This is a genomic window from Arthrobacter sp. D1-29 (assembly GCF_054130585.1).
Map to the genome: position 1 here is coordinate 4,620,541 of NZ_CP096383.1, position 24,569 is coordinate 4,645,109.

At 63.4% G+C, this 24,569-nt stretch carries 19 protein-coding genes; 7 read left to right on the forward strand and 12 right to left on the reverse strand.

Translation table 11 applies throughout. From position 1 onward, the window contains the following. Window positions 1-68: 68 nt before the first annotated feature. From M1E17_RS21000 to M1E17_RS21010, 3 genes are all read right to left on the reverse strand, one after another. Window positions 69-2,105 carry an aldo/keto reductase gene (locus tag M1E17_RS21000; protein ID WP_457963896.1) on the reverse strand — a complete coding sequence of 679 codons (2,037 nt, stop codon included), beginning with the start codon at window positions 2,103-2,105 and terminating at the stop codon, window positions 69-71. A 67-nt stretch (window positions 2,106-2,172) separates the two neighbouring features. Next, entirely contained in the window at window positions 2,173-4,371 is a 2,199-nt protein-coding gene (gene yicI / locus M1E17_RS21005; protein WP_457963898.1) for an alpha-xylosidase, read from the reverse strand. Window positions 4,372-4,380: 9 nt separating this feature from the next. Then, window positions 4,381-6,459: a beta-galactosidase gene (locus M1E17_RS21010; protein WP_457963899.1), complete on the reverse strand. Its 2,079-nt coding sequence runs from the start codon at window positions 6,457-6,459 to the stop codon at window positions 4,381-4,383. A gap of 146 nt (window positions 6,460-6,605) precedes the next feature. On the opposite strand from M1E17_RS21010, the gene M1E17_RS21015 reads away from it, so the two are divergent. After that, the gene (locus M1E17_RS21015; protein ID WP_457967871.1) at window positions 6,606-7,598 is read left to right on the forward strand and encodes a LacI family DNA-binding transcriptional regulator; all 993 of its coding nucleotides are present in this window, start codon (window positions 6,606-6,608) and stop codon (window positions 7,596-7,598) included. Between the two features lie 26 nt (window positions 7,599-7,624). On the opposite strand, the gene M1E17_RS21020 is transcribed toward M1E17_RS21015, so the two are convergent. The 3 genes from M1E17_RS21020 to M1E17_RS21030 are packed head-to-tail and all read right to left on the reverse strand — an operon-like array spanning window position 7,625 to window position 11,273. After that, window positions 7,625-8,578 carry a carbohydrate ABC transporter permease gene (locus M1E17_RS21020; protein ID WP_457963900.1) on the reverse strand — a complete coding sequence of 318 codons (954 nt, stop codon included), beginning with the start codon at window positions 8,576-8,578 and terminating at the stop codon, window positions 7,625-7,627. After that, a complete protein-coding gene (locus M1E17_RS21025) occupies window positions 8,575-9,594 on the reverse strand; it encodes an ABC transporter permease (protein WP_457963902.1) in 1,020 nt (339 codons plus the stop codon). The genes M1E17_RS21020 and M1E17_RS21025 overlap by 4 nt, the downstream gene beginning before the upstream one ends. A gap of 8 nt (window positions 9,595-9,602) precedes the next feature. Further along, window positions 9,603-11,273 (reverse strand): extracellular solute-binding protein, encoded by a 1,671-nt coding sequence (locus M1E17_RS21030; RefSeq protein ID WP_457963903.1) that lies wholly within the window; start codon window positions 11,271-11,273, stop codon window positions 9,603-9,605. A gap of 259 nt (window positions 11,274-11,532) precedes the next feature. Here M1E17_RS21030 and M1E17_RS21035 point away from each other — a divergent pair, with 259 nt between their 5' ends. Continuing rightward, entirely contained in the window at window positions 11,533-14,379 is a 2,847-nt protein-coding gene (locus M1E17_RS21035; RefSeq protein WP_457963905.1) for a beta-glucosidase, read from the forward strand. Window positions 14,380-14,431: 52 nt separating this feature from the next. Here M1E17_RS21035 and M1E17_RS21040 read toward each other — a convergent pair whose 3' ends face one another. Together M1E17_RS21040 and M1E17_RS21045 are read right to left on the reverse strand one after the other, a co-directional pair. Beyond that, the gene (locus tag M1E17_RS21040; protein WP_457963907.1) at window positions 14,432-15,364 is read right to left on the reverse strand and encodes a threonine/serine dehydratase; all 933 of its coding nucleotides are present in this window, start codon (window positions 15,362-15,364) and stop codon (window positions 14,432-14,434) included. A 36-nt stretch (window positions 15,365-15,400) separates the two neighbouring features. Next, entirely contained in the window at window positions 15,401-15,664 is a 264-nt protein-coding gene (locus M1E17_RS21045; protein ID WP_457963908.1) for a hypothetical protein, read from the reverse strand. A 171-nt stretch (window positions 15,665-15,835) separates the two neighbouring features. Between M1E17_RS21045 and M1E17_RS21050 the strand changes: the two genes are divergently transcribed. Next, complete coding sequence (locus tag M1E17_RS21050; RefSeq protein ID WP_457963910.1) at window positions 15,836-16,432, forward strand: thymidylate kinase; 597 nt, start codon at window positions 15,836-15,838, stop codon at window positions 16,430-16,432. Between the two features lie 15 nt (window positions 16,433-16,447). Here M1E17_RS21050 and M1E17_RS21055 read toward each other — a convergent pair whose 3' ends face one another. From M1E17_RS21055 to M1E17_RS21070, 4 genes are all read right to left on the reverse strand, one after another. Next, window positions 16,448-17,923, reverse strand: a complete 1,476-nt coding sequence (locus M1E17_RS21055; RefSeq protein ID WP_457963912.1) for a cation:dicarboxylate symporter family transporter — start codon at window positions 17,921-17,923, stop codon at window positions 16,448-16,450. A gap of 134 nt (window positions 17,924-18,057) precedes the next feature. Next, the gene (locus M1E17_RS21060) at window positions 18,058-18,426 is read right to left on the reverse strand and encodes a cupin domain-containing protein (protein WP_457963914.1); all 369 of its coding nucleotides are present in this window, start codon (window positions 18,424-18,426) and stop codon (window positions 18,058-18,060) included. Between the two features lie 250 nt (window positions 18,427-18,676). After that, entirely contained in the window at window positions 18,677-19,597 is a 921-nt protein-coding gene (locus M1E17_RS21065) for an MBL fold metallo-hydrolase (RefSeq protein ID WP_457963916.1), read from the reverse strand. After that, entirely contained in the window at window positions 19,587-20,660 is a 1,074-nt protein-coding gene (locus M1E17_RS21070; RefSeq protein ID WP_457963918.1) for a Gfo/Idh/MocA family protein, read from the reverse strand. Before M1E17_RS21070 ends, M1E17_RS21065 begins: the two co-directional genes overlap by 11 nt. 194 nt (window positions 20,661-20,854) lie before the next feature. Between M1E17_RS21070 and M1E17_RS21075 the strand changes: the two genes are divergently transcribed. Genes M1E17_RS21075 through M1E17_RS21090 form a run of 4 tightly spaced genes read left to right on the forward strand, consistent with a single transcriptional unit; the run spans window position 20,855 to window position 24,522 of the window. Then, window positions 20,855-21,916: a Gfo/Idh/MocA family protein gene (locus M1E17_RS21075; RefSeq protein ID WP_457963920.1), complete on the forward strand. Its 1,062-nt coding sequence runs from the start codon at window positions 20,855-20,857 to the stop codon at window positions 21,914-21,916. Then, window positions 21,913-22,917 carry an ABC transporter substrate-binding protein gene (locus tag M1E17_RS21080; protein ID WP_457963921.1) on the forward strand — a complete coding sequence of 335 codons (1,005 nt, stop codon included), beginning with the start codon at window positions 21,913-21,915 and terminating at the stop codon, window positions 22,915-22,917. Before M1E17_RS21075 ends, M1E17_RS21080 begins: the two co-directional genes overlap by 4 nt. Next, window positions 22,914-23,729, forward strand: coding sequence for an ABC transporter ATP-binding protein (locus M1E17_RS21085; RefSeq protein ID WP_457963922.1), 816 nt, complete (start codon window positions 22,914-22,916; stop codon window positions 23,727-23,729). Before M1E17_RS21080 ends, M1E17_RS21085 begins: the two co-directional genes overlap by 4 nt. After that, window positions 23,716-24,522, forward strand: coding sequence for an ABC transporter permease (locus M1E17_RS21090; protein WP_457963924.1), 807 nt, complete (start codon window positions 23,716-23,718; stop codon window positions 24,520-24,522). Before M1E17_RS21085 ends, M1E17_RS21090 begins: the two co-directional genes overlap by 14 nt. The last annotated feature ends 47 nt before the right edge of the window (window positions 24,523-24,569 follow it).

The following is a 24,569-nucleotide window of genomic DNA, read 5'->3' on the forward strand; positions in this document are numbered from 1 at the left end:
GAATTTCCTTCCCAAGGGCAACCTCGCTGCCGCCAGGCTACGGCTGTTGCTGCAGGTGAAGTCCGCCGTCATTCGCGGAGTGCTGGAAAGCCCTTCTGGCCGTTGCGCAGGTCCAGCCACGAGGACTGCTCGTCAGTCAGTTCGATGCCAAGACCCGTCATCGTGCCGCGATACTCAGCAATTGACCGTGGCCCCACCAAGGCAAAGGTTGGGAATTGCTGGGCCAGCACGTAGGCCAGCGCCACAGCTGTAGCCGGCACTCCGAATTCTGTTGCCAACTGTTCAGCCCGGCGCTTCCGCTCAAAGTTTGCATCGCCATAGAAACAACGCACCAGATCAGCGTCACTGAGGTCGTCAGCATTTGCGCGCGCGAAAAACCCGCGTGCCTGTGAAGACCAGGGCAGGAGCGCCACATTGTGTTCCGTGAGCCAACGTTTGGACTCCGGGTCGGTAGCAGTCCGGCATCCGGTCCAGGGCACATCGTAGGCTTCCGCCAGGCCGAAGTAGTTGCTCAGGACGGTGAGGGGCCGTTTGCCATTCGCGGCCGCCCAAGCATTGGCTTCATCAAACCGCTCCAACGACCAGTTCGAACCGCCAAAGGCCGTAATACGCCCCGCAGCGGCATGCTCGTCCAGCACATCAACAAACTCACCAACCGGGATGTCAGGATTGTCGCGGTGCATGAGGTACACGTCGGCATACTCAAGTCCCTGCCGGTCCAGGGATTCCAGCAGTTGCCGGGACAGGGAATCAGGATCACAGTGCGGCGTGTGGGCTCCTTTCACAATGACCACCGCATCCTCGCGGACCCCGCGGTTCGCGAGCCACTTTCCGAACCGCTTTTCGTGTTCACCGTTGGTGCCGTACAGCCACGCCGTGTCGAAGGTGTTGCCGCCGGCGGACCAGAACGCGTCAAAGAGCGACGATGCATGCGCCAGGTTCGGCTGGTTGTCACAGCCCATAACAAGCCTGGAGACGGATTTGCCCAACCCGGGAATCTGCGCATAGCGCATGGGTGTATCGGGCATGACAGCCAGTGGCAGGCCAGAGACGGTAGGAACGTTGGCCTCATCGATTTCGAACGGGAACCGCACACCCACCTGGTCCCGCCAGCGCTCCAGCACAGCCGAGGTTCCCAGCGTGTCGTCAAGGGACATCTCAACGGGCTCCTGGCCGGTGGCCACCGCCTGTGCGAGGGCGTCGGCCTCCAGGGCGTACGGCCGGTTGGCAGGGCTGTCCGAAGCGAAGGTGAACTTCTGCGGCTGCTCCCCCACACGCCGGAGTACCAGCTCCTGCCGGTCGTGAATGGTCCAGGGATCAGAAAGGAACAGGGTGCCCTCTGAACCGGAGATTGTCACCTCTTCGGGGTTCTCGATGCGGATCCCCGCACGCAGTGTTGCCGTGAGCTTCGAAGGGAAGGTCAGGTGTGCAACCGCCCATTCGTCCACGCCTGTGCTGCCGACGTGTCCGGCCCCGCGCACATCGAGGGGTTCAACGAAGGGTTGCCCGGAAGCTGCGCCTGCCACGGCACGTGCCATCGTCACCGGATAGCCACCGACATCGAGAATGCCGCCGCCGGCAAGGTTCGGGTCGAACAACCGGCCCTTCTTTTCAGGCACGTCAAAGCAGAAACTGGCATCGATGTGCTGGACCTGCCCGATGGCTCCGTTACGGATGAGCTCGAGGAGCTTCACCGTCTGCGGATGGAACCGGTACATGTAGGCCTCGATGAGGATGACGCCTGCGGTGCGCGCGGCGTCGACAACAGCCATAACGCTTCCATGATTCGGCGCGAGCGGCTTCTCGCACAGGACATGCTTGCCTGCGCGCACCGCGGCCAGTACGAGCTGCGCGTGACTGGTGTTCACGGTTGACACGTAGACAGCGTCAACGTCCGGGCTGGCCAGCACCTCTGCGTACGTGCCGGTGATAGCGTGCGGGACACCGGCTTCCACCGCGAAGGCCTTCGCCCGGGTCCGGTCGGAACTGCCGACTGCTACGAGCTCCCCCGTCTGGCTGGACGGAAGTTGCTTTGCGAACCGCCGGGCAATATGTCCCGGCCCGAGGATTCCCCACCTGATGGACCCCGCGACAAACTCCTTCATGACAAACTCCTGTGCGCATAAACGTTCGTGAATAGTCTGCTGATGTTGGGCAACGCTGCAACCCTAACTAGTGCTTGGTGCCGGTGTCGGCCAGGACCTGCGCCACCGCCCGGCCGCTTTCCACCGTCACCTCAAACCGGGCAAAACCGCCGTCGGCCTTCGGAACGGTGACCGTCCTGTGATGGCCGTCGACGGCGGCGAAGGCCTTGAATTCCACCTCATTGGCCCAGTCATATTCAGGCCTGTCGCTGACAGTTCCGAGCGGCAGGACCGCACCCTGGCGGACGTAAACTGCAGCCTCCATCACCGAGAAGGCCTTGCTGTGCCAGCGCTGTCCGGACAGCTGCTCGCCGCTTTCCAGATGCGTCCAGGTGCCCTCCGGCAAATAGAAGTCCACTGAGCCGCCACTCCCCATGACCGGCGCCACGAGCAGCTCAGACCCCAGCATGTACTGCCTGTCGAGGTGGGCGCACGCCGGATCGTCCGGGAACTCCAGGAACATGGGGCGCATCAGTGGCGTCCCCGTCTGGTGGGCTTCCTCCGCGGCGCCCAGCAGGTAGGGCATCAGCTTCATCTTGAGCCCGGTGAAGTGGCGCAGGACGTCGCTGGATTCGTCGTCCACCAGCCAGGGCACCCGGTAGGAGGCTGAACCGTGCAGCCGAGAGTGCGACGACAGCAGCCCGAAGGCGATCCACCGTTTGAAGAGCTCAGGGTCGGGGGTGCCTTCGAACCCGCCGATGTCATGGCTCCAGAACGCGAATCCCGAGGACGCGATGGACAGGCCACCGCGGAGGGATTCGGACATCGCGGAGAAGGTGGACTCGCAGTCCCCGCCCCAGTGGACGGGCAGCTGCTGTCCGCCCGCGGTGGCCGAGCGGGCGAACAGCACGGCCTGGCCTTCGCCCAGCTCCTTGGTCAGCAGGTCAAAAACCGTCCGGTTGTAGAGCTGGGCATAGTAGTTGTGCATCCGCTGGGGATCCGAGCCGTCATGCCATGCCACATCGGTGGGAATGCGCTCGCCGAAGTCCGTCTTGAAGGAATCCACGCCCTGGTTCAGCAGGGTGCGCAGCTTGTCCTGGTACCACGTGACAGCGTCCGGATTGGTGAAATCCACCAGGCCCATGCCGGCCTGCCACATGTCCCATTGCCAGACCGAGCCATCCGCCTTTTTCACCAGGTAACCCAGCTCGGCGCCTTCACGGAACAGGTACGAGCGCTGCGCTATGTAGGGGTTGATCCACACGCAGACCTTGAGTCCCCGCTCGTGGAGCCGGCGGAGCATGCCCTCCGGGTCAGGGAAGGTGGCAGGATCCCAGATGAAGTCGCTCCAGTGGAAGGCACGCATCCAGTGGCAGTCGAAGTGGAATACGGACAGCGGAAGCCGGCGCTCTGCCATCCCGTCAATGAAGGACATCACCGTCTTTTCGTCGTAATCCGTGGTGAACGACGTGGAGAGCCACAGCCCGTAGGACCAGGCCGGGATGCGTGAGGGCCTCCCGGTCAGCTCGGTGTAACGGCGCAGAATCTCCTTGGGCGTTGGTCCGTGGATCACAAAATACTGGAGCTTCTGCCCCTCCACGCTGAACTGCGTACGGGACACCACTTCGGAGCCTATTTCGTAGGACACGCGCGCCGGGTGGTTCACGAAAACGCCGTAGCCGGCGTTGGTGATGAAGAACGGCACGTTCTTGTAGGCGAGCTCACTGGACGTGCCGCCGTCCTCATTCCAGATGTCGATCGACTGGCCGTTCTTGACCAGCGGTCCGAACCGTTCGCCCAGGCCGTAGACGTTGGTGCCCACGCCGAGCGTCAGCTGTTCATGGACAAAGTGCTTCCCGTCCTGGTCCGTGATCACGCCGATGCTGCGGGGCACGGAGCTGGTCAGCAGACGGCCGTCACCCACGAAGTCAACGTTCCAGTCGCCCCCTGTGCTGACGCGTGCGGTAAGGCCGCCGGAGGTGAACGTGGCCGTCCCGCCGTCGTTCCCGATGCTGACGTCCGCGGTGCCTTCCTTCAGTTCGAAGTGCGGGCCAACGTCCACGCCGCCCTGGAAGTGTTCAATGGTCACGCCAATGACATCGGGAAGGGGTGATTCGAAGGTGATGGTCAGCTGGGGGCAGTTCAATGCATCGCCGCGGTCCGCGATCCTCTTGGTGGGCGCGAAGACCGTCAGTTTGTCCTCCGATGCTTCCACATCCACCACGTCCCGCGGATGCAGGGCAGACAGGCCCTTGCGGTACAGCCAGTAGCCGTCCGTGAATTTCATGCTGTTCCTCTATTTCCCTAGTTCTTTAAGTACGAGAGCCCCGAACGGCGGCAAGGTCAGGTGCTGGTTGTGCTCGGTGCCGGTGAGCAGGTCCACGGACGCCCAGCCGAGCTGAACCGTCTGCGGCAGTTTCGAATGGTTGAGCAGGAACAGGTGGCCGCCGCGGCTGGCTGCTTCCACCTGTTCCGGAAGCGCCGCGGCCAGCGGGGAGGCGATGCCAGCTGAATCCAGGGCTGCCGCCATGACCACGTCCAGCGCCTCTGCGGGAAGGTCCGCGCCGACGTACCAGGCACTTCCCTCGCCTTGGCGGTTATGTACGACGGCGGGCTTGCCTTTCAGGTGTCCCTCGCCAAAGTGGGCAACGGCCTGCGCGGTTTCCTCCCGGAGGGCCAGGCTCTCCGCCCAGACAGTGGCCTGCCAGGCTGCCTCAGCCCGTCCTGCGAGTACCGCGCTGGCAAAATCAATGCGGAGCGGGGAGGCTAGCGGCAACCACTCCTCGCCGTCCACACCAAGGAGTTCCGACAGCACTCCCGGGAAGCGTCCGGGTGCCAGATGTCCGTTTCCGTCGGCTACTGCGCTGAACGGGCCCACCACCAGGTGTCCGCCGCCCCGCATATACGCCACCAGCGAGCCGGCGTGCTCCTGCGTGAGGAGGAACAGGCTCGGCGCCAGGACCAGCTCGAATCTGTCCAGGTCCGCGGAAGGATGGACCACTTCAACGGCGAGCCCTCTCCGGAGGAGCGGCGCGTAGTAGGCCTGGATCTGCTTCAGGACGTCCAGCCGGCTGGTGGGGGTGTCCGGCGATTCGGCCGCCCACCAGCTGTCCCAGTCAAAAAGGACCGCGATCCTCGCCTTGCAAGGCGTGCCGGCCAGCTGCCGCAGGGACTGCAGGTCGCTTCCGAGTTCCGACACTTCGCGGAACACCCGTGTGTGTTCTCCGGCCAGGGGCACTACGGCGGAGTGGAAGCGTTCGGCGCCGAAGCTGGACTGGCGGAACTGGAAGTAGCAGACTCCATCGGCACCCCGGGCAATGGCAGAGAGGGCATCCACCCGCAGTTCGCCCGGTTCCTTGGCCACGTTGTGTTCGCGCCAGTTCACCGCCGAAGTTGCGGACTCCATGAGCAGCCATGGTTCACCGCGTGAGAGCCCCCGGCACAGGTCGTGGGTCAGCGAGCCCAGCCGGTGGGACCCTGGATCGGACGGATCGGTGTACCAGTCGTTGGCCACCACATCCGTTTCCTTGGCGAACGAGAAGTAGTCGGCGCCGCGGAAAAATCCCATCAGGTTGGTGGTGACAGGGCTCGTGGGGTCGTGGCGGCGGATGATGTCCCGTTCGGCGGTATACAGGGACAACAGCTGGTCGGAGGTGAAGCGCTGGAAGTCCAGGGTTTGGCTGGGATTGATCAGGTAAGGCGCCCGGCGCGGCGGCATGATCTGGTCCCAGCTGCCATACCGCTGGCTCCAGAACGTGGTGCCCCAAGCGCTGTTCAGCTCCTCCAACGATCCGTAACGCCGCATCAGCCAGGCGCGGAACGCCAGCGCGCTTTCGTCGTCGTAGCTGATCTGGCCCAGCTCGTTGCCCACGTGCCACATGGCAACCGCCGGGTGGCCCGCATACCTTTTGGCCAACGATTCCGTAATGGCAGCCGCGGCACGACGGTATTTGGCAGACGACGGGCTGAACTGGTTGCGTGAGCCGTACCAAAGGGTGCGGCCGTCCGCGTCAACAGGAAGCGTCTCGGGGTAATCGTGGCCCAACCAGGGCGGTGGTGATGCAGTGGGGGTAGCCAGGCAGACCCGTATGCCCCCGTTGTGCAAGAGGTCCAGGATCTCGTCCAGCCAGCCGAAGTTGCGGGCCCCTTCCCTGGGTTCAAGCAGTGCCCAACTGAACACCCCGACGGTGGCCAAGTTGATTCCGGCTTGCTGCATCAGCCGGATATCCTCCGGCCAGCTTTCCGCCGGCCACTGCTCGGGGTTGTAGTCCGCGCCGTGGATGAGTCCCAACGTCTCCGTCAGGGAGCCCAAGCGGCCCTGAGGGGTGGAAGTGGGAGAAAGGTCAAAGTTGATCATGGCATCGAATCGCTTCAATCAGGTTGGACAGTGTGGTTACTTAAAGCTGAGGTGATTGGCGGAGAAACAATCGAATTTCATCGAAACTGTGCAACATCTAATCCATATTTACTGGCTATGATGGGGGTTCCACCCGCTGAGGAAGGGAGTGGCCCGTGGCCACCATGAATGACGTCGCCAGGGCAGCCGGAGTTTCCACCAGCACGGTGTCCTACGTCTTGAGCGGCAAGCGGACTATCTCCGAGGAAACCCGCGAACAGGTCCTGGCCGCCATCCGGAAGCTGGACTACAGCCCCCATTCCGGCGCGAGGTCCCTTGCCTCCAGCAGGTCCAACGTGCTGGGCCTGATGGTTCCCCTGCGAGCGGACGTGAACGTCAGCGTGATCATGCAGTTCGTCGCCGGGGTTGTGACCACTGCCCGGGATTTCAACCAGGACGTCCTGCTCCTGACCCAGGACGACGCCGACGGCATCCACCGGGTGACCTCCCAGTCCATCGTGGACGGGCTGCTCATGATGGATATCGAAGCCCGCGATCCCCGGATCCCCCAGCTTGCGAAGCTCCGGAAGCCCGCTGTCCTGATCGGCTTTCCGGACGATCCACAGGGCCTGAGCTGCGTGGACTTCGATTTCGCCGCAGCCTCCCGCGCTGCCGTCCGCCACATGGCCGAGCTGGGCCACCGGAGTCTGGGTTTCATCGGCTCCCCGCAGGCCTCCCTGGAGCGTCACGCCACCTACGCCGACCGCGCCCGTAAAGGCTTTGAAGACGCCTGCCAGGCTGCCGGCATCACCGCTTCCCTCAGGGCCTGCGAACCCACATCCGGCGCCCTCGCAGGCGCCCTGGACGCCATGTTCTCGCGTGACGAGCCGCCTACTGCCCTGGTGGTCCACAACGAAGGACTGCTCCCCCTGCTGCGGGAAGCCCTGGCCCTGCGCGGACTGCAAATCCCCAAGGACATCTCGGTTGTTGCCATCGCTCCCGAAGACGCGGCCATGGCCTCCGCCCACCCGTGGACTGCAGTCTCCATCCCTGCCCACGACATTGGACGCGCCGCCGTCGAAATGGTCATGGACCGGCTCAACTCGGACAAGCCCGTGGAGATCCGGCTCATTGTGCCCTCCCTGGTGCAGCGCGACACCTCTGCGGCCCCAAGCTAGGAGAGCCTGTGCGGCGCCGTTGAAGGTCACCCCTTCACCGCGCCGATCATTACTCCCTTGGTGAAGTGCTTCTGCACCAGGGGATAAACCAGCAGAATGGGCACAACTGCCACCACAATGACGGCCATCTGCAGGGCCAGGGACGGTGCTGCCCCCTGCCCAACATCAATCTGGCCGGGAACCATCACGCCTTGCAGGACGTAGGAGCGCAGCACAACCTGGAGCGGGTTCATGGCGCTGTCATTGATGTAAAGGACGGCATTGAAGAACGCGTTCCAGTAGCCCACGCCGTAGAAGAGGGCGATGACTGCGGTCACGGCCTTGGACATCGGAAGCACAATCTGGGCCAGGATCCGCCATTCGCTGGCACCGTCGATCCGGGCACTGTCCAGGATTCCCCTGTCGATCCCCATAAAGAAACCGCGCAGGATGATGATGTTGAAGACCGAAATGGCCCCGGGAAGGATCAGCGCCCAGTAGGTGTTGATCAGGCCCAGTCCGGACACCAGCAGGAAGGCCGGAATCATGCCGGCGCTGAAGAACATGGTCAGCAGCAGGGTGAACAGCAGCGGCGTATGGGCGAAGGAGCCCGGCCGTGAGAGCCCGTAGGCACACAGGACCGACACCACCATGCTGAGCACGGTTCCCACCGCAGTCACGCCCACGCTCACCAGCACGGCCCGGGTGACCACGCCGCCGCTGATGATCTGGCGATAGGCGTCAATGCTGATTTCGCCGGGAATGATGACCATCCCGCCGGCCGCGGTGATGGTGGCCTGGGAGGACAGGCTGGTCAGCACGATTGCGTAAAGCGGTCCCAGGACGGCCAGCACCACCATGGTGAGCACGGCCGCCTTGCCGATCTTGGCAACCGGGCCCGGCTCTTCCTCCCAGACGGGCCTGGACGGATTCCTGCGGCGCAGGGCTGATGGCTTGGGCAGGGCGAATGATTCTGTTGGCTGTTTGCTGATGGTGCTCATGACTTTGAGTACACCCCGCTCTCTCCGAAAATGTGGGCAAGTTTGTTGGCGCCCAGAATGAGGGCCAGGGACACGACGCCCTTGATCAGGCCGGCCGCAGCAGCGTAGCTCCAGTCACCGTTCTGGATGCCGGTGTAGTAGACGAATGTGTCCAGGACCTCGGAGGCCTGCGCACCCACGGCGTCCCGCTGCAGGATGAGCTGCTCGAAACCCACCGACAAGGCATCCCCCAGGCGCAGGATGAGCAGCAGGACAACCACACCGCGCAGTCCTGGCAGCGTCACGTGCCAGGTCCTCCGCCAACGGCTGGCTCCATCCACTGCTGCCGCTTCGTACTGCTCCTGGTCTATGGCGCTGAGGGCGGCAAGGAACACGATGATGCCCCAGCCGGCGTCCTTCCAGATGGCCTGCGAAGTGATGAGGAACAGGAACGTATCCGGGTTGGTCATGATGTCCATGGCCTGCCAGCCTTGCGCCCTCAGGCTTTGGCTCAGGAGGCCTGCACCGCCGAAGACCTGCTGGAAGACGGACACCACAAGCACCCAGGAGAAGAAGTGCGGCAGGTAAACAATCGCCTGGATGGTGGAACGCAGCGCCGGGGACAGCATGGAGTTAAGCAGCAATGCCAGCACAATGGGGATGGGAAAGAAGAAGACCAGCTGGAAGGCAGTAATCACCAGGGTGTTTGTCACGGCGAGCCAGAAGCCAGGGTCTCCCAGCACCCGGCCGAAGTTGTCCAGGCCAACAATAGGACTGTCCTGGATGCCCACGAAGGGTGAGTAGTCCTGGAACGCCACGATGTTGCCCAGCATTGGCACATAAGAAAAGACCAGGAGGAGCGCAATTGCCGGCAGGGTCATCAGCACCAGGGACTTATCCCGCATCAGCCTGGTCCGGAAGCCCGTCTTCTTCCGGGCCGCAGTTGCCTTGCCGCCGCCGTCCTCAGCGCGGTGGCTGCGTTTGCCGTCGTTCGCCAGAGCTGCCGGGGCAGTCCGGGTGGATTCAGTGGTAGTCATCGCGGATCCTACGCGTTCAGGAATCCTGCGTAGAACTCACGCAGTTCATCGCCGCCATTGCGCTTCCAGGTAGCGATGGCGGTGTCAAGATCGGAAATGCTCTTCCGTCCGCGGAGGATGTCCTTGGCGAGGTCCTCGAAAGGGGCCCCCAGTGAACCGAACTTATTGGGTTCCTGGATCTGCATGCCGTAGAAGACGTCGTCCACCACGTTGGGGGCCTGCCGCGCCTCCCACTCCGTTTTGGTCTTTACATAGCCCGGGTACTGGACATGGTTGTTGACCACTGCAGAGTTGACCAGGAAGGCGTAGGTACTGGTGACTTCCTGCTTGCCCTTCTCGGTGGCCTGGGGGATGTTCTGCGCGTCACGGGTGTAGTGGACGCCCTCAACGCCATTGTTGATGAGCATGTTTTCTTCCGTGCCGAAGGGTGCGGCCGCGAAGTTGGCCACGGCCAGCAGCTCTTCCACCTTGGCCGGATCATCGGTTTTTTTGATGAAGCTGAAGATGCCGGCCGGTGAGCCGCGGAACAGTGTGGGCTTGCCGCCGTCGGGGGCAAAGTAGTCAAGCGGCTGCATTTGGAACTTGGGATTGCTGGGCAGGACCCGGCCCAGGGCTTCATGCCATCCGCCCAGGCCGTCGTTGGTCATCAGGACGGCGCCGGATTCGAACCGCTGCTTGGCCTGCTGGGAGTTGCCGGCCACGGCATCGGGGTGGACCGCTCCCGAGGCGAAGAGCTTGGCCGCCCATTCCAGGGCGGCCCGGTATTCGTCGGTCTCGAACTTGTTCTGGAGCTTGCCATCCACCAGCTTCCATTTGGGCACCACACCGTGCATGATCTGGGCGCCGTTCCACACGTCGTCGGAGCCCCAGCGGTTCTTGGCCGGATCGGTCAGTTCCTTAGCCACGGAAATGTAGTCATCCGCGGACTTGGGCGGTTCCACGCCGAGTTCGTCGAAGAGGTCCTTGCGGTAGAAGAAGGCGTCCGTGATAAGCGCGGCCGGGTACGGCAGTCCATAAAGTCCGCCTTCAAAGCAGCTGTACTTCCAGGAGGCGGTGGGGAGGTTGGCGAGGTTGGGGTATTTCTTGACCTTGTCGCCGGCAAGGTACTCGGAAAGGTCGGTGAACAGTCCCTTGGCAGCCTGGCCGAAACGAGGAGGAAGGTTCCAGGAAGGAATGACTACCCAGTCCGGGACGTCCTTCGGTGAGGCGAGCACGGTCTGGATCTTGTCCGCGTAGGTGTTGCCGTCACTGACCTGGAAATGCAGCTTGGTGCCCAGCCGCTCGTTGACTGCCTGGTAGTAGCTGTTATCAGCCGGGGGCACCGCCCACCAGGCGGGACTCATGACGGTGTAGCTGCCACCCTTCCCGGGCACACCCTGGACCGATTTCACGAGTGACTCGGGAATCCTGGTGAAGCCCGGGGCGGAGCCGTTTACCCCTGGGATGTCCGGCTTGACGATGTCCAGCGGAATGTAATCCGGCACCAGCTTGGCCGCGGCGTCTGAGAGGCCAGCAGAGTTGGTGGCCTGGGGTGCCGCCCCTCCGCTGCTGCAGGAGCTGAGGGCTGCCGCGGCTACCGCGCCGCCAACGATTCCCAAAAAGGACCGGCGTCCTAACCCTGCGCTCTTGAACGTTGAAAGCGAGGCTCTGGGTTCCGGTGAGGTGATTTTTCCAAGCATGATCTGCACTCCTTCGTGTGGACTTCCGTACGGGTCTGGCGCTGGGGCCTGCGCTCCGACACCCGCCTCGTGGCGGTTCAGTGGCATCGATAAGCAGGTGAAGAATCATCGAAGCGTTTCGATTGGTTCAGTGTAGGGCATGCCATTTTCGACGGCAAGGGTCGATTGTGTTGCCGCTCACAGGCGGAAGTGCAACACTATTGGTCAGTTGAGAACACGCAAGCGATTAAACAACTCTGGTTCCAAGAACGGATCAACCATGCCCTTGCCAACCACTGCAGCAGCCACCCACTCAGGCACAAAACCAGGCACAGAACCAGGCACAGACGCCGCGGCCCCCCGTGCCTCCGCAGTCCCGGCCATGGTGGCCAGGCTTACTCTGGAGCAGAAAATAGCGATGCTCCATCAGCATGCCCCGGCCGTGGAGGAACTGGGCCTGGCACGGTTCCACACCGGTGAGGAAGGTGCACACGGGGTGGCCTGGCGGGGTACGGCCACCGTCTTTCCGCAGCCGGTGGGACTTGCCGCCAGCTGGGACGAGGACCTGATCCGGAGGGTGGGCACCGCCGTCGGGCTGGAGGTCCGGGGCAAGAAGGCCCAGGATCCGGACGTCAGCGCCAATGTCTGGGCGCCGGTGGTAAACCCGCTGCGCCATCCGCTTTGGGGCCGCAATGAGGAGGGCTTCTCCGAGGACCCGCACCTCACGGCGACGCTCGCGAGTGCCTACTGCGCCGGGCTGAAAGGAAACCATGACAGGTTTTGGCTGACCGTACCCACCCTGAAGCATTTCCTGGCCTACAACAACGAGGCTGACCGCAACGTTTCCAGCAGCCAGCTTCGGGCCCGCGTGCTGCACGAATACGAGCTCCCGGCCTACCGGGGACCCATCGAGGACGGCGTGGCCGGGGCCGTTATGCTCTCCTACAACCTGGTCAATGGCCGGCCGGCCCATGTCTCGGACCTGGTGGCGTCCCAGCTGCGCACGTGGCACGGCGGGGAGGACATCGCGATCGTCACCGATGCCGGCGCCCCGTCCGCCCTTTATACCGCGGAAAAGTATTTCGACGACGGCCCCGCCGCCTACGCCGCTGCGCTCCTTGCCGGCGTGGACAGCTTCACCGAAGACAGCGACAACCCGGAACCGTCCCTGCAGCATCTTCGGGCTGCGCTGGAGCGCGGGCTGATTGGCGAAGAGGATATTGACCGTGCGGTGGGCCGCCTCCTCGCCCTGCGGGAGCGCACCGGCGAGTTCGAGCCCGACGGCGGCCCTTACGGGGTGTTGGGGGCGGAACTGATCGGGGATCCCGGGCATGTGGAACTGGCCAGGGAAGCGGCGCGGAAGTCACTGGTCCTGCTGCGCAATGCCGCTTCCGGCCTGGATGTCCCGGTCCTTCCGTTGGGAGCGGAACCAGGGAGGATCGCGGTGATCGGCGCCCTGGGTTCAAGGGTTTTGAGCGACTGGTACAGCGGCACGCTCCAAAACGCCGTGAGCATCGCCGACGGACTTTCGGGCCGGTACGGGGACGTGGTGGCTGAGGCCGGCATGGATCAGGTGACGCTGCGCTGCGTCCGCACCAACACCTACCTGGGAAGCGAGGATCCGGGAACCTCCCTGGCGGCCGGCACAGCAGCCCCCGGGCTCGCGGAGACGTTCCTGCTGAAGGACTGGGGTGGCGGCGAGTCCACCCTGCAGTCCGCCGCCACCGGCAAATTCGTGGCGGCCAACGGCTACTACCTCACGGCGTCTGCGGACCGCGTGGGCGGCTGGGTGGTCCAGGAAACCTTCCGGCTTCACCACGAAGTGGACGGCACGGTGGCCGTGCAGCACATCGGTTCGGGAAAATGGCTCCGGATTGAGGCCCACACCGGCAGCGCGGCGCTGTCGGCAAGCACCAAGGAAACCGCCGACAGGTTTGTGCTCAGGACCGTCGGCTCCGGCCAGCAGGCTGCACGCGAGGCAGCCGCCGCAGCAGATGTCGCCGTCGTGGTGGTGGGAAATGATCCCCACCTGGGCGGCAGGGAAACCATCGACAGGTCCACACTGGCACTTCCCCAGCAGGAGCAGGAACTCATCAGGCTGGTCCGTGAGGCGAATCCCCGCACGGTGGTGGTGATCGCCTCCTCCTACCCTTACTCCCTGGAGGCGCTGGCGGACATTCCGGCCATTGTGTGGACGTCCCATGCAGGCCAGGAACTGGGCAACGGCCTGGCTGACGTCCTCAGCGGAGACTCGGAGCCAACCGGACGCCTGGCCCAAACCTGGTGGGCGCGGGACGGGGATCTTCCGGACATCCTGGACTACGATCTCATCGCATCGAAGGGCACCTACCTCTACAGCGACGCCGAACCGCTGTTCCCGCTGGGGCACGGCCTGGGCTACAGCACCGTGAACTACGAATCTGTGGTCCTGGCCCAAGGTTCACTGGAGGTGGCGGTCCGCAACGTGGGCGCGCGGACGGCCCACGAACTGGTTCAGGTCTACGCTGCATGCTCCGGCCACCCCTTTGAGTTCCCGCGGCGCCTTTTGGTGGCGCACCGGCGCGTGGAACTAGCCCCGGGAGAGCTCCGCACGGTGAACATCGAGGTGCCCCTGGACCGCCTGGCCACGTACAGCGTGACTGAAAACCGGATGGTGGTGGAACCCGGAACGTATGAGCTGATGGTTGGGCCCTCGGCCGGCAGCCTGCTGCTGGGAGCGGAACTGACGCTCAGCGGTCAAGGCAGCGGCCCGCGCCGCCGCGGGGAATGGATCCGGGCGGAGCACTTTGATGATCACACCAACCTCGCGCTGGTGCCGGAAACGCCGCTGGCAGGCACCGCCGTCGCACCCGTTTCCGGGCAGGAAAGGGCGACGGCGGTCTACCGGGGCTGGGAGGGCGGCGCTCCCCAGTCGGTGGTCTTGCGGCTGTCGGCAGCCGGTGCCGGCAGGGTGGCCGTTCAGCTGGCTGCCCGCGGCGGAACCTGGATGGACGTCGGCTCTGCAGACGTAAGCAACGGGTTCAGCGGCGAGCGGCGCCTGGGGCTTTCTGCTGCCGCCGGCACCTTTACGGCGCTTCGGCTGGTACTGGAAGGATCCATCACGGTGACCGAACTGCAGGTGGGCTGAGCATTCCGCTCCCGTGCTTTTCGTGGCGCCCGGAACTAGGGTCAGCTCCGGCTCACAGCGTGGCGGGATCGGTGTTGGCCCCGCAGAGGACCACTACCACCCGCTCTCTTGAGCCGGGCACGTAGGCGCCCGAGTGCAGGGCGGCAAAAGCCGCGGCAGCACCGTGCTCCACTGCCAGGCGGTACTGGCTCCACAGCTCCCGGCGGGCGGCGATGATATCGGCGTCGGACACCAAAACGCTTTCGACGACGGTGCGCGCCGCCACCGTAAAAGCGATCTCGCCAATTCGCCGCGCGCCCAGGGAGTCGGCGGCGATGCCGGACACCGCAACGTCCACCGGCGCCCCGGCGGCGAGCGCGGAGTGCAGGGTGGGCGCGGTTTCCGGTTCCACTGCAACCACCCTGGCGCGGCCTTCGACGGCGGCAGCTATCCCGGCCATCAAACCGCCGCCGCCCACCGCCACCAGGACTGTGTCCACGCCGTCGAGCTGTTCAAGGAGTTCCGATCCCACTGTCCCCGCGCCGGCAACGATCTCCGGCTGGTCGTAGGCATGGCAGTACACCGCTCCAGTTTCTGCGGCATGCGTGACAGCGGCTTCATAGGCCACGGCGTACTCGGCACCGGCCTGGATGACAGTGGCACCGGTTGCTTCGAGTTTCCGCACTTTGACGGCAGGGGCGGTTTCAGGCACGAAGACCGTGGCGGGGACTCCCAACTGGGCAGCGGCATAGGCGTTGGCGAGGCCGGCGTTTCCGCCGGAAGCCACCACCACGCCCACATCGGGCTTGAGCTCCCCGCGCTCCTTGGTGGCCAGGATGCGGTTGAGCGCCCCACGTGCCTTGAACGTCCCGGTATGCTGCATAAATTCACATTTGAACCAGACTGGTCCGGGATAGGTGCCTGAATCGGCTTTCAGGATGGGCGTTTGCCGGGTCAGTCCAGCGATTCTGGCTGCCGCCTGGTCCACGTCGTTGCGGGTGATCAAGGGGCTCCTCTTGTGGGGCGGGATGGACGGGAACAATTAGGCCTGGTCGTCCCACATTCCCGATTCGTCCGCAGCCGCTTCCGGTTTTGGTTCTGCAGTTTGGCCAGCCTGGCCGCCGCTGCCCACGTACGACGCCGGCACGGTCCCTGGCGCCTGCGTCTGCTGCTCCTCGCGGATGTTTGTTGCCGTGCCCGCGTCCGGCTTGGGCTGCTGTTCGGCCTTCGGCTCCGCTGCGTGGTCCGGATCGCCGGGGCCGCGGAGGTCTGCGGAGTTCTGCGGCTCTTCGCTTGAAGTGGTCATGACTGCCTTTCACCTGGGAAAACTGCGCTTTGTCAGCCCCGGAGGTTCCCGGGAGGATTCCAGCCTACGTTCTGCCGCGCTACAGGTAAGGTGTGAGGTCCGCCTCAAGGAGGCAGATCGCGGCACAATCCGGCAACGCCCGCCGTTTAACCGGTGGCGAAGGGAGGCCAGATGCTTATTGTTCTGACGGGAATCGACGGTTCGGGAAAATCAACGGCCGCCGGCGCCCTGGTGTCCGCTGCCCGTGCCCAGGGCAGGAATGCACGGCTGCTGAGCAACCACGCCGGGCGGCGGAGCATGTCCGTGCTCAGCGCCAAGCTGGGCCTCCGGCTTCCCACACGGCTGGCCGACGCCGTCGAAACGACCTTCCGCGTAGTGAATGTGCTGGTCTCCCATGCCAGGGCCAGCAGGTTTGACGGACTGGTGGTGATGGACCGCCACCTGTACTGCCAGCTGGCACTGAGGGAAACCAAGGACCTGCGGCGTGGCCGCCTGCTCCCCTGGCTGCTGTCTGCCCTCCCAGCACCCGATGCGGTGATCCACCTGGACATCGAACCCGAACTGGCGCACCAGCGGATCGTGGCCCGCGGCACCGATGTGGAGTCGCTGGCAGATTTGGTGGCCTTCCGGGACGCCTACCGCTCGCTGCCCGAATATGCGGACTTCCTGGAAGTTAACGCCGGCGTCCCGCCAGCCGAGCTGGTTGCCCGGCTGGCGGGTATCGCCAATGGCCTCTGCGCCCTTAGTGCCTCACCTCAGCCCCGCTAGTTAGTACGGCGGCAACTAGCGCGCCGGAACGGGAACAGCACTGTCGGGCGCTGCGGAGGGCCCGCCGTCGTGCGTTTCCGCATTTTCCGTTACCGCGTGCGGTGCTGCATCGGGCATTACTGAAGAGCCGACGGCGGGTGCCGGGTCAGCGGCGTCGGCCGCCAGTTCCTCCGCCGGGAGCTCTCCCCGGAAGGCCCGGAGCATGGCCTCGCGGTCGAACTGCCCCTCCCATTTGGCCACGACGAACGTGGCCACGCAGTTGCCCAGCAGGTTGACGGAGACGCGCATGGAGTCCATGAGGCGGTCGGCGCCGAGCAGCAGGGCAACACCGGCCACCGGGAAAATGCCCAATGCCCCGGCGGTGGCGGAAAGTGCCAGGAAGGCAGAGCCGGGGACCCCTGCCATGCCCTTGGACGTCAGCATCAGGATGCCCAAAGCCACCAGCTGCTGGCCGAGGTCCAGCTGGTGCCCAAAGGCCTGGGCCAGGAAGAGCAGCGAAATGGACAGGTAGAGGGCGGCGCCGTCCAGGTTGAACGAGTATCCGGTGGGGACCACCAGCCCGGTGGTGGCCCGGGAGCAGCCCGCGTTGGTCAGTTTGGTCATAATGCGTGGCAGGACTGACTCCGTTGAAGCGGTCCCCAGGGCCAGCAGGAATTCTTCGCGGGAGTACTTGATGAACTGCCACAGCGGCACCCGCGGATACACCCACGCCACAATGAAGAGCAGCCCAATGAACACGATCGCAGCACCGTAGCAGGCCGCGATCAGGAGTGCGTAGGTGCCGAGCGAGCCCAGGCCGTACTGGCCGATGATGAAGGCCATCGCCCCGAATGCGCCGATGGGGGCAACCCGCATGACCCAGGTCATGATCTTGAAAAACAGTTCAAGGACGGTTTCCAGGAGGATGACCACCGGCAGGCAGCGCTCGCGGCCCATCACAACGATTGCGGCACCGAAGAAAACGGAGAAGCAAAGCACCTGCAGCAGGGTGTTGGAGGCGAACGCTCCCACCACACTGGTGGGGATGATGCCCAGCAGGAACTGGCCGGCGTCCTTGGGCGGCGCGGTGGCGGTCTTGGCATTGAGGGCGTCCTGGGAGAGCGACGCCGGATCGATGTTCAGGCCCGCGCCCGGCTGCACGATGTTGCCCACCACAAGTCCGAACACCAGCGCGAACAGGGTGGCCGCCGTGAAGTAGATGAGCGCCTTCACGCCTACGCGCCCCACGGCCTTTACGTCTCCCACGGCCGCTATGCCTGTCACGATCACCAGGAAGATCAGCGGCGCGATGATCATCTTGATCAGCTGGATGAACCCGTCTCCCAGCGGCCGCAGGCCGGACCCGAGGTCCGGCCAGAAATGTCCGATCAGGATGCCGGCAACAACGGCCACCAGAATCTGCGCGAAAAGGGACTTGTACAGCGGTTTCCTGCCGGCTGTACCTGTGTCAATCGGCAGTGGGACTTTGCTTGGCGCGGGGACGGGAATCATGTGCTGCCTATCGCTGAGGGGACGGCACTGTGTGCGCCGGACGGTCACCAGCAACGCTAGAGAGCAAGTGTTTCCGGAAAGCTACATCCGCTATGCGGAAATGTTTAACCGTAAAACGGAATTTTGGGTTGGCCTTAGGTCAGGGCGTGCAGACCGCGGCTCCGGGGCCTGCCGAATGAGGCGGCACCCAGGAATTCGACGGCGACAAAAGGTTCGCTGCCCACAACCCATTCGTCGTGGCCCGGTGGAAGGGCATACGTATCGTTCGCATGAATGGTGGAGCGGACGCCGTCTGACGTTTCAATTTCCAGTGAGCCCGAGACGCAGTATCCGAGGTGGTTATGCTCGCAGAACTCAGTCATCTCGGTGGGTTTGACGGACGTGGACCAGCGCCAGCCCGGAGCCAGGATCAGCCGGGCCACCGAATAGTCGTCCACGGTGACCAGATCGAACTCAGCCTTGTCTGGACACCGCTTCTTGTCCGGGACATCAAAGGATTTCACTGCCAAAGCTCTAACAAAATTTGCGGCCATTTTTGAGACGCTGCCTATGAATGAGGGTTCGGGATACCCAGGGGCGAGACCAGGGAAGGGCGCGGGCCGCCGACGCACAGCACTATGCTGACGCAAAGCACTGCGGGGCGAGCCCGCTGTTGTGGTCCCGTGGACGCGGAACCACACGGACGTTAAGTGGTGAAGATGTATCTACCACCGTATCCATCCGGCCCCTGAAGTCAATGGGCCTTCCGTAAGGCTAGGACAGGTCGCAGACCTGCAGCAGATCGGTTCCCACAGTGAGGTCGCCGTGGAAACTCTGCTGGACAATTTCCTTCCATTTTTCTTCCGGCAAATGGCCAGGGATGAGGTGGGTCAGGACCAGCCGGGAGACATTGGCGGCTGTTGCCACCCGGCCCACGTCATGGACCGAGGTGTGGTAATCCGGTATGCCGTACCCCGGGAAGAGTGCTTCATGAATGAGCACGTCTGCACCCTGGGCCGCTGCAATCAGCTTGTCGGAGGGCCTTGTGTCACCGGATATGGCTACAGAGTGGGCGGCGGTCCTGAATACGTATCCGAACGCATCCTCGACAGGAGAATGCTCCACCTCCACCGCAGACACCTGCCATCCGGAAAAGTTCAGTATGAGCCCGTCTTTGACCTCCACCACAGGAACGCTCAGGAGGGCAGGGTCATAGCCATGCCGGAGCCTGGCCCGGATGTCGTAGTCATGGGCCGCAAAGACCCGGTTGACGTATTCGAGGGTGCCGGGAGGACCGATGACAGTGGGCGGCTTCTTTTGGGTCCCGTGAATCCATGGCGCCAGGATGAGGAAGCCCAGATCAGCATTGTGGTCCAGGTGGTTATGGGTGATGAGCACGTGGGTGACATCCTCGGGACGCCAGCCGAGGTGGAAGAGCTGGTAGACGCAGCCGTTGCCGGTATCCACCATGACGACGTCGTCGCCGATGGCCAGCACGGTGGAGGGGCCGTAGCGGCCATCCACCACCGCCGGAGTACCCGTCCCGCTCAGCCAGCAGCGTAGCCGTACCCGCTCCAGTCCCTTGTCTTCTGACGGGGGTTCGGTAAGCCAGGCGCGGGCGAGCTGCCCGCCCTGGAGGTATTCCTCGAGGAGCGATTCCGGTTCATGCGATTCCGGTTGATGGCTAGTGGTCATTTTCGGGCCCGCCCTTCGCCCCGACCTGCATGGAGGTCATGTCCGACGGCCGTTTGGAGCAGCCGGACCTGGCGGACTCGTAAGCGGCAAGAATGGTCTTCAGGCTGCTGAGCAGCCGGGTGGGAGTGGCCTCCGGCTCGGCTCCGGTTCTGATGCAATGGACAAAGTGGCTGACCTCCTCGGCAAACCCCATGGAACTGTTCTCGTCCTGGACTGTGGTCTGCCGCCCGTCGACCGTGTAAATGATCCGGCCGGTCCACACATCCAGTTCCAGTGAACCCCTGTCGAAGAACAGCTCGAGTCCCAGCCGCCGCGGTCCAAGATGCCTGGAACGTGCAGTGAAAACGAATGATCCGAGGGCCCCTGAGGTGAACCGCGACGTGACCACCGCAGTAGTTTCCAGTGACCCCTCGGGCGCACCGGCTTCCGCACTGGTAAAGGCAGAAACTTCCTCAAAGGGTCCCACCATGGCCTCGGTCAGTGCCACGGTGTGGATTCCGGCCTGCATAAGATACCCGCCTCCTGCAGTATCCGGTGAAAACGTCCAAGCCGGAGCACCGCCTGTTGATGAGACGTAGAGTGAGCTTTCGTGCCTGGCCTTGATCAGGAACGGCTGACCGAGGGCGTGCTTGCGAATGAGCTCCTCAGCCTCCCGGCGCGCGCTGGAAAAGAGCCAGTTCTCTGCGACCATGACTGTTTTGCCGCTGGCCTCTGCCGCCCGGGCTATGGCTTCTGCGTCCTGCAGGTTTGTTGCCATCGGCTTCTCAACCAGAACGTGGACGCCGGCATTCAGCGCCTGGAGAACCATGGGTGCGTGCAGGTGCGGCGGGGTGCAGATATCCACTGCGTCAACATCGCCCGATCTGAGGAGTTCGTCCAGATCCGTGACGCATCTGGGGATCCCGAACTTGTCCGCGAGCTGTTGGGCCCGTTCCTGGTTGGGGTCCACCAGCACCTCAACCCGGGCGCCCGCAGCGACCGCCCAAGCGGGCAGATGCGCCACTTCAGCAATGTCGCCCGCCCCTATCAGGGCGACGCGTACCGGTTGTTCGTTGGCTGCCATAGCCTCCGCCTTTCCGCTGTCCACCTTTCAGAAGATGTCGATAACCGTACCTCAGGCCGGACTAGAAAAAAAGAGTTAGTCCGACCCAAAGTCCTCTTGACAGCTTGTTTTTGGACATATTAGTCTGACCAATGAAAACGGTGAAGCAGCCGCCGGTGCACGAAAGCACGACAGTGTGACCACAGGGGGTCGCAGTGCAGCTTGGAATGATCGGTTCGGATCTGCTCCACGCGCTGGAGTACACATCCATCATCAACGCGGGCCCTGGGCCCGCCTTTCCCAAGGCCAAGGTGGACCATTCCGCCGCGGTCGGAGGCATGCCCTCGCCTCAGTTCCGGTGTCCGGGGGCCTGGGATCCTGTCCTGCCCTCAGCGGACGACATCCTGGCAGACAGCGCTTTCCGGGATGTCAGGGTCACCTCGTGGTGGGGCCAGGACCAAACATTGGTCAGACAATGGGCCGCGGAAACGGGCGTAGAGCACGTCGCAGCGCGGCCGGAGGAGATGCTCGGCCGGGTTGACGGGGTCCTGATCTGCACCTGGGATGGCAAAGACCATGCAGCACTGGCCCGCCCCTTTGTGGAGGCCGGGTTGCCCGTGTTCGTGGACAAGCCCTTTACGGAAAGTACCAGGGACGCCCAAGAACTCCTCAGCCTGGCCGAGGCGAGTGGCTCTGTCCTCTTTTCATCATCGCCGTGGAAATGGTCGCCCGCCGTCCTCGAGCTGATCAACCAGGCCCCCGATCTGGGGGATATCAAGACCTGTGTTGCCAGCGGTCCGTACCTGGACAACCCCTATTTTTATACGACCCACATGGTGGAGACCGGGCAGGCAATCCTGGGCACCGGCGCCATATCGGTCCAGGCGCAACACTCATCGGCGGCACGCATCATCGTCGTGACCTACCAGGACGGGCGAATGCTCGTGGTGAATGCGCTGCAAGGAGTAGCAGCCACGCGACACGTGGTGCTCTACGGCTCGAAGGGGTACCTCGAAGCCGACATAGGTGAGGGACAAAAAGAAGCAGGAATGGTGGAGACACTCGCCAGGTTCCTGCGTGGAGCCGCCGAAGGGCGGCCCCCTCTCCCCTATGCCTACCCCTTTGAAGCCACCGCAGTAATGGAGGCAGCACAGGCCTCCATCGATGCCGGCGGAACGCCGGTGCGCCTGGACAGCCTCCTGGAAGAACAGGCAGGCGGCCACGAATTCACGCCAGGCGCGGTCACACCACCCCTCAAGAAAGAAGGAGCATCGTGAAAGTTCTCAGTTCCGGACGTTCCGGACTCATTGGACTGCTGTGTCTCGCATTAGCGTTCGTCACCACTGGCTGCGCAGGAGACACGCCCCAGCAAGGCCAGGACGCCAAGATCCCCATGACCTTCACGGGGGCCGGAAACCTGTCCTGGCTCAACGTCTTCGTGGCCGAGGATGAGGGCATCTTCGACAAGCACGGGATCGAATCAACCGTGAGGGTCTTCGACGTCGGATTCCTGGGAACCGAAGCGGTCCTCGCCGGCGAAGCACAAACCGCAGGCTCCGTGGAGTTCCCCCTCCTTGGCCTCCTTGGCCAGGGTGCCGGGCTGGTTGTGCCAGCAGTGGTGGCCACCGCTGAGGACCAGCGCATTGTGGTCAAGGATTCCATCCAGAAGCCGGAAGACCTGCGTGGCAAGAAGATTGGCCTGATCGGCGGTTCGGCCTTCGAATACTCCTTCCAGGAGTATCTGAACCATTTCAACATCCCCAAGGAAGAAGTGGAGTTCGTGAATGTTGACGCGGCTGAGCAGGTGGCCGTGATGGCCCGTGGCGACATCGACGGTTTCCTGAATGTCGAGCCTGTTATCTCCCGTGCGTTGAACTCCCTGGAGAATGTCCATGTCCTTGAGCCCGGCACGGAAGAGGTCTACACCACGCGGATTTTGCTCCAGATGAACAAGGACTGGGTGAACCAAAACCCTGACGGCGTGAAGAAGGCACTGGCTGCCCTGATCGAAGCAAATGATTTCATCAAGGCAAACCGGGACAAGGCAGCCGAGATCGGCGCCAAGTGGACCAAGTCCGACAAGGCAACGGTCACTTCATTCCTGGAGGACGCAAAGTTCGACTACAACGTGCACTATGACGCCGAGACCCGCCAGAGCATGGAAAAGATCGCTAACTGGATGATGCAGAACGGCAAGCTGGAAAAGATGCCTGACCTGAACCAGGTCTTCGTGACGGATCATCTGAAGGAAGTTGCACCGGAGCAGGTGAAGGAATGATGAAGCGCGCAGAAAGCGGCACCAAGACCGCAACGGGAATTGAGCTGCAGAAGGTCACCAAGCACTTTCCCCCCACCCGGAGCACCGCCGGGTACACGGCGGTCCGGGATGTTGACCTCGCTGTACGCCCGGGAGAGTTTATGTGCATCCTGGGGCCCAGTGGATGCGGGAAGTCCACCCTGCTGCACATGATGGCCGGCTTCGAAAAGCCGAGTGCCGGGGCCATTCTGATCAATGGGCATCAGATCGTTCGGCCTGGTGCAGACAGGGGCGTGGTCTTCCAGAACGAGATCGCGCTGTTTCCCTGGCTGACCGTGGAACACAACGTCGAATACGGGCTCAAAGTCCGTGGCGTGGATAAGGACCGCCGGCTCGCTGCAGTCGATGATGCCCTGACCCTGGTGGGCCTGGACCAGCATCGCCACAAGCTGCCACGGGAACTGTCCGGCGGCATGAAGCAACGCGTCCAGATTGCCAGGGTCCTGGCCAATGACCCGGACGTCATGCTGATGGATGAGCCCTACGGAGCACTCGACGCCCAAACGCGGATGAGGCTCCAGGACGAGTTGGTTGACGTCTGGCAACGGAAGTCAAAGACGGTTGTCTTCGTCACGCACGACGTTTCAGAATCTGTCTACCTGGCAGACCGCGTGGCGGTGATGACTGCCGGGCCGGCTGCAGGGATTAAGAATGTCTTCGAGATTGATCTGCCGCGGGTGAGGAATCGGACTGATTCGGAATTCGTGGACCTGGCCTCGTCATTGACGGCGGAACTCCAGCACGGAAAGGAACACGACGATGGCAATAACTGACGTCCATGTGACACATCCGCCGGCGGAGGAAAGGGGAAAACTTGAAGCGCGCCCCTGGATTACCTATACCGCCGTGGTGGCAGCTGCCATCGTCCTGTGGCATCTGCTGTCGCTGGTGGTGAATCCGCTGTTTCTGCCCAGCCCGTTGCGGGTGGGAGCAGCCACGGTGGAACTGATCGGCTCCGGTGAAATGCTCCAGCATGTTTCTGCCTCGTACGGCCGGGTGCTGTCCGGGTGGGCTATCGGTGCCGCCCTGGCCATCCCGCTGGGACTGCTGGCAGGGCGGGTGACGTTGCTGCGCGTGGCGTTGGAACCCTTCCTGAACTTCTTCCGGTTTGTTCCACCCATCGCCTTTCTGAGCCTGGCTTTGATCTGGCTGGGCATCGGCGAGACCTCCAAGGTTGCACTCATTGTCTATGCCTCCTTCTTCATCGTCTTCCTCAGCGCAGTGGCGGGGGTGCAGGGTGTTGATAAGGAGAAGATCCATGCAGCGCAATGCCTCGGGGCCAGCAGGAGGCAAGTAATTACCACTGTGGTAATGCCGGCGGCAGTGCCGGAAATCGTCACCGGCCTCCGCACAGCCATGGGCATCGCGTTTATGACCGTGGTTGCAGCCGAACTTGTGGCAGCAGAAACCGGCATCGGGTTCTTGATCTACAACTCGCGGCTATTCGCCCGCACTGACATTGTGTTCGCCGGCATCCTGGCCCTGGGTGTCATGGGCCTGACGGCGGACATCCTGTTCAGGCAACTCACCCGCCCCATCCATTACCGGTACGCGCTTCGCTTCTGATCCGCGCCTCTGATGAATATGGTGTTCGTGGGCACTGGATGTTCCAC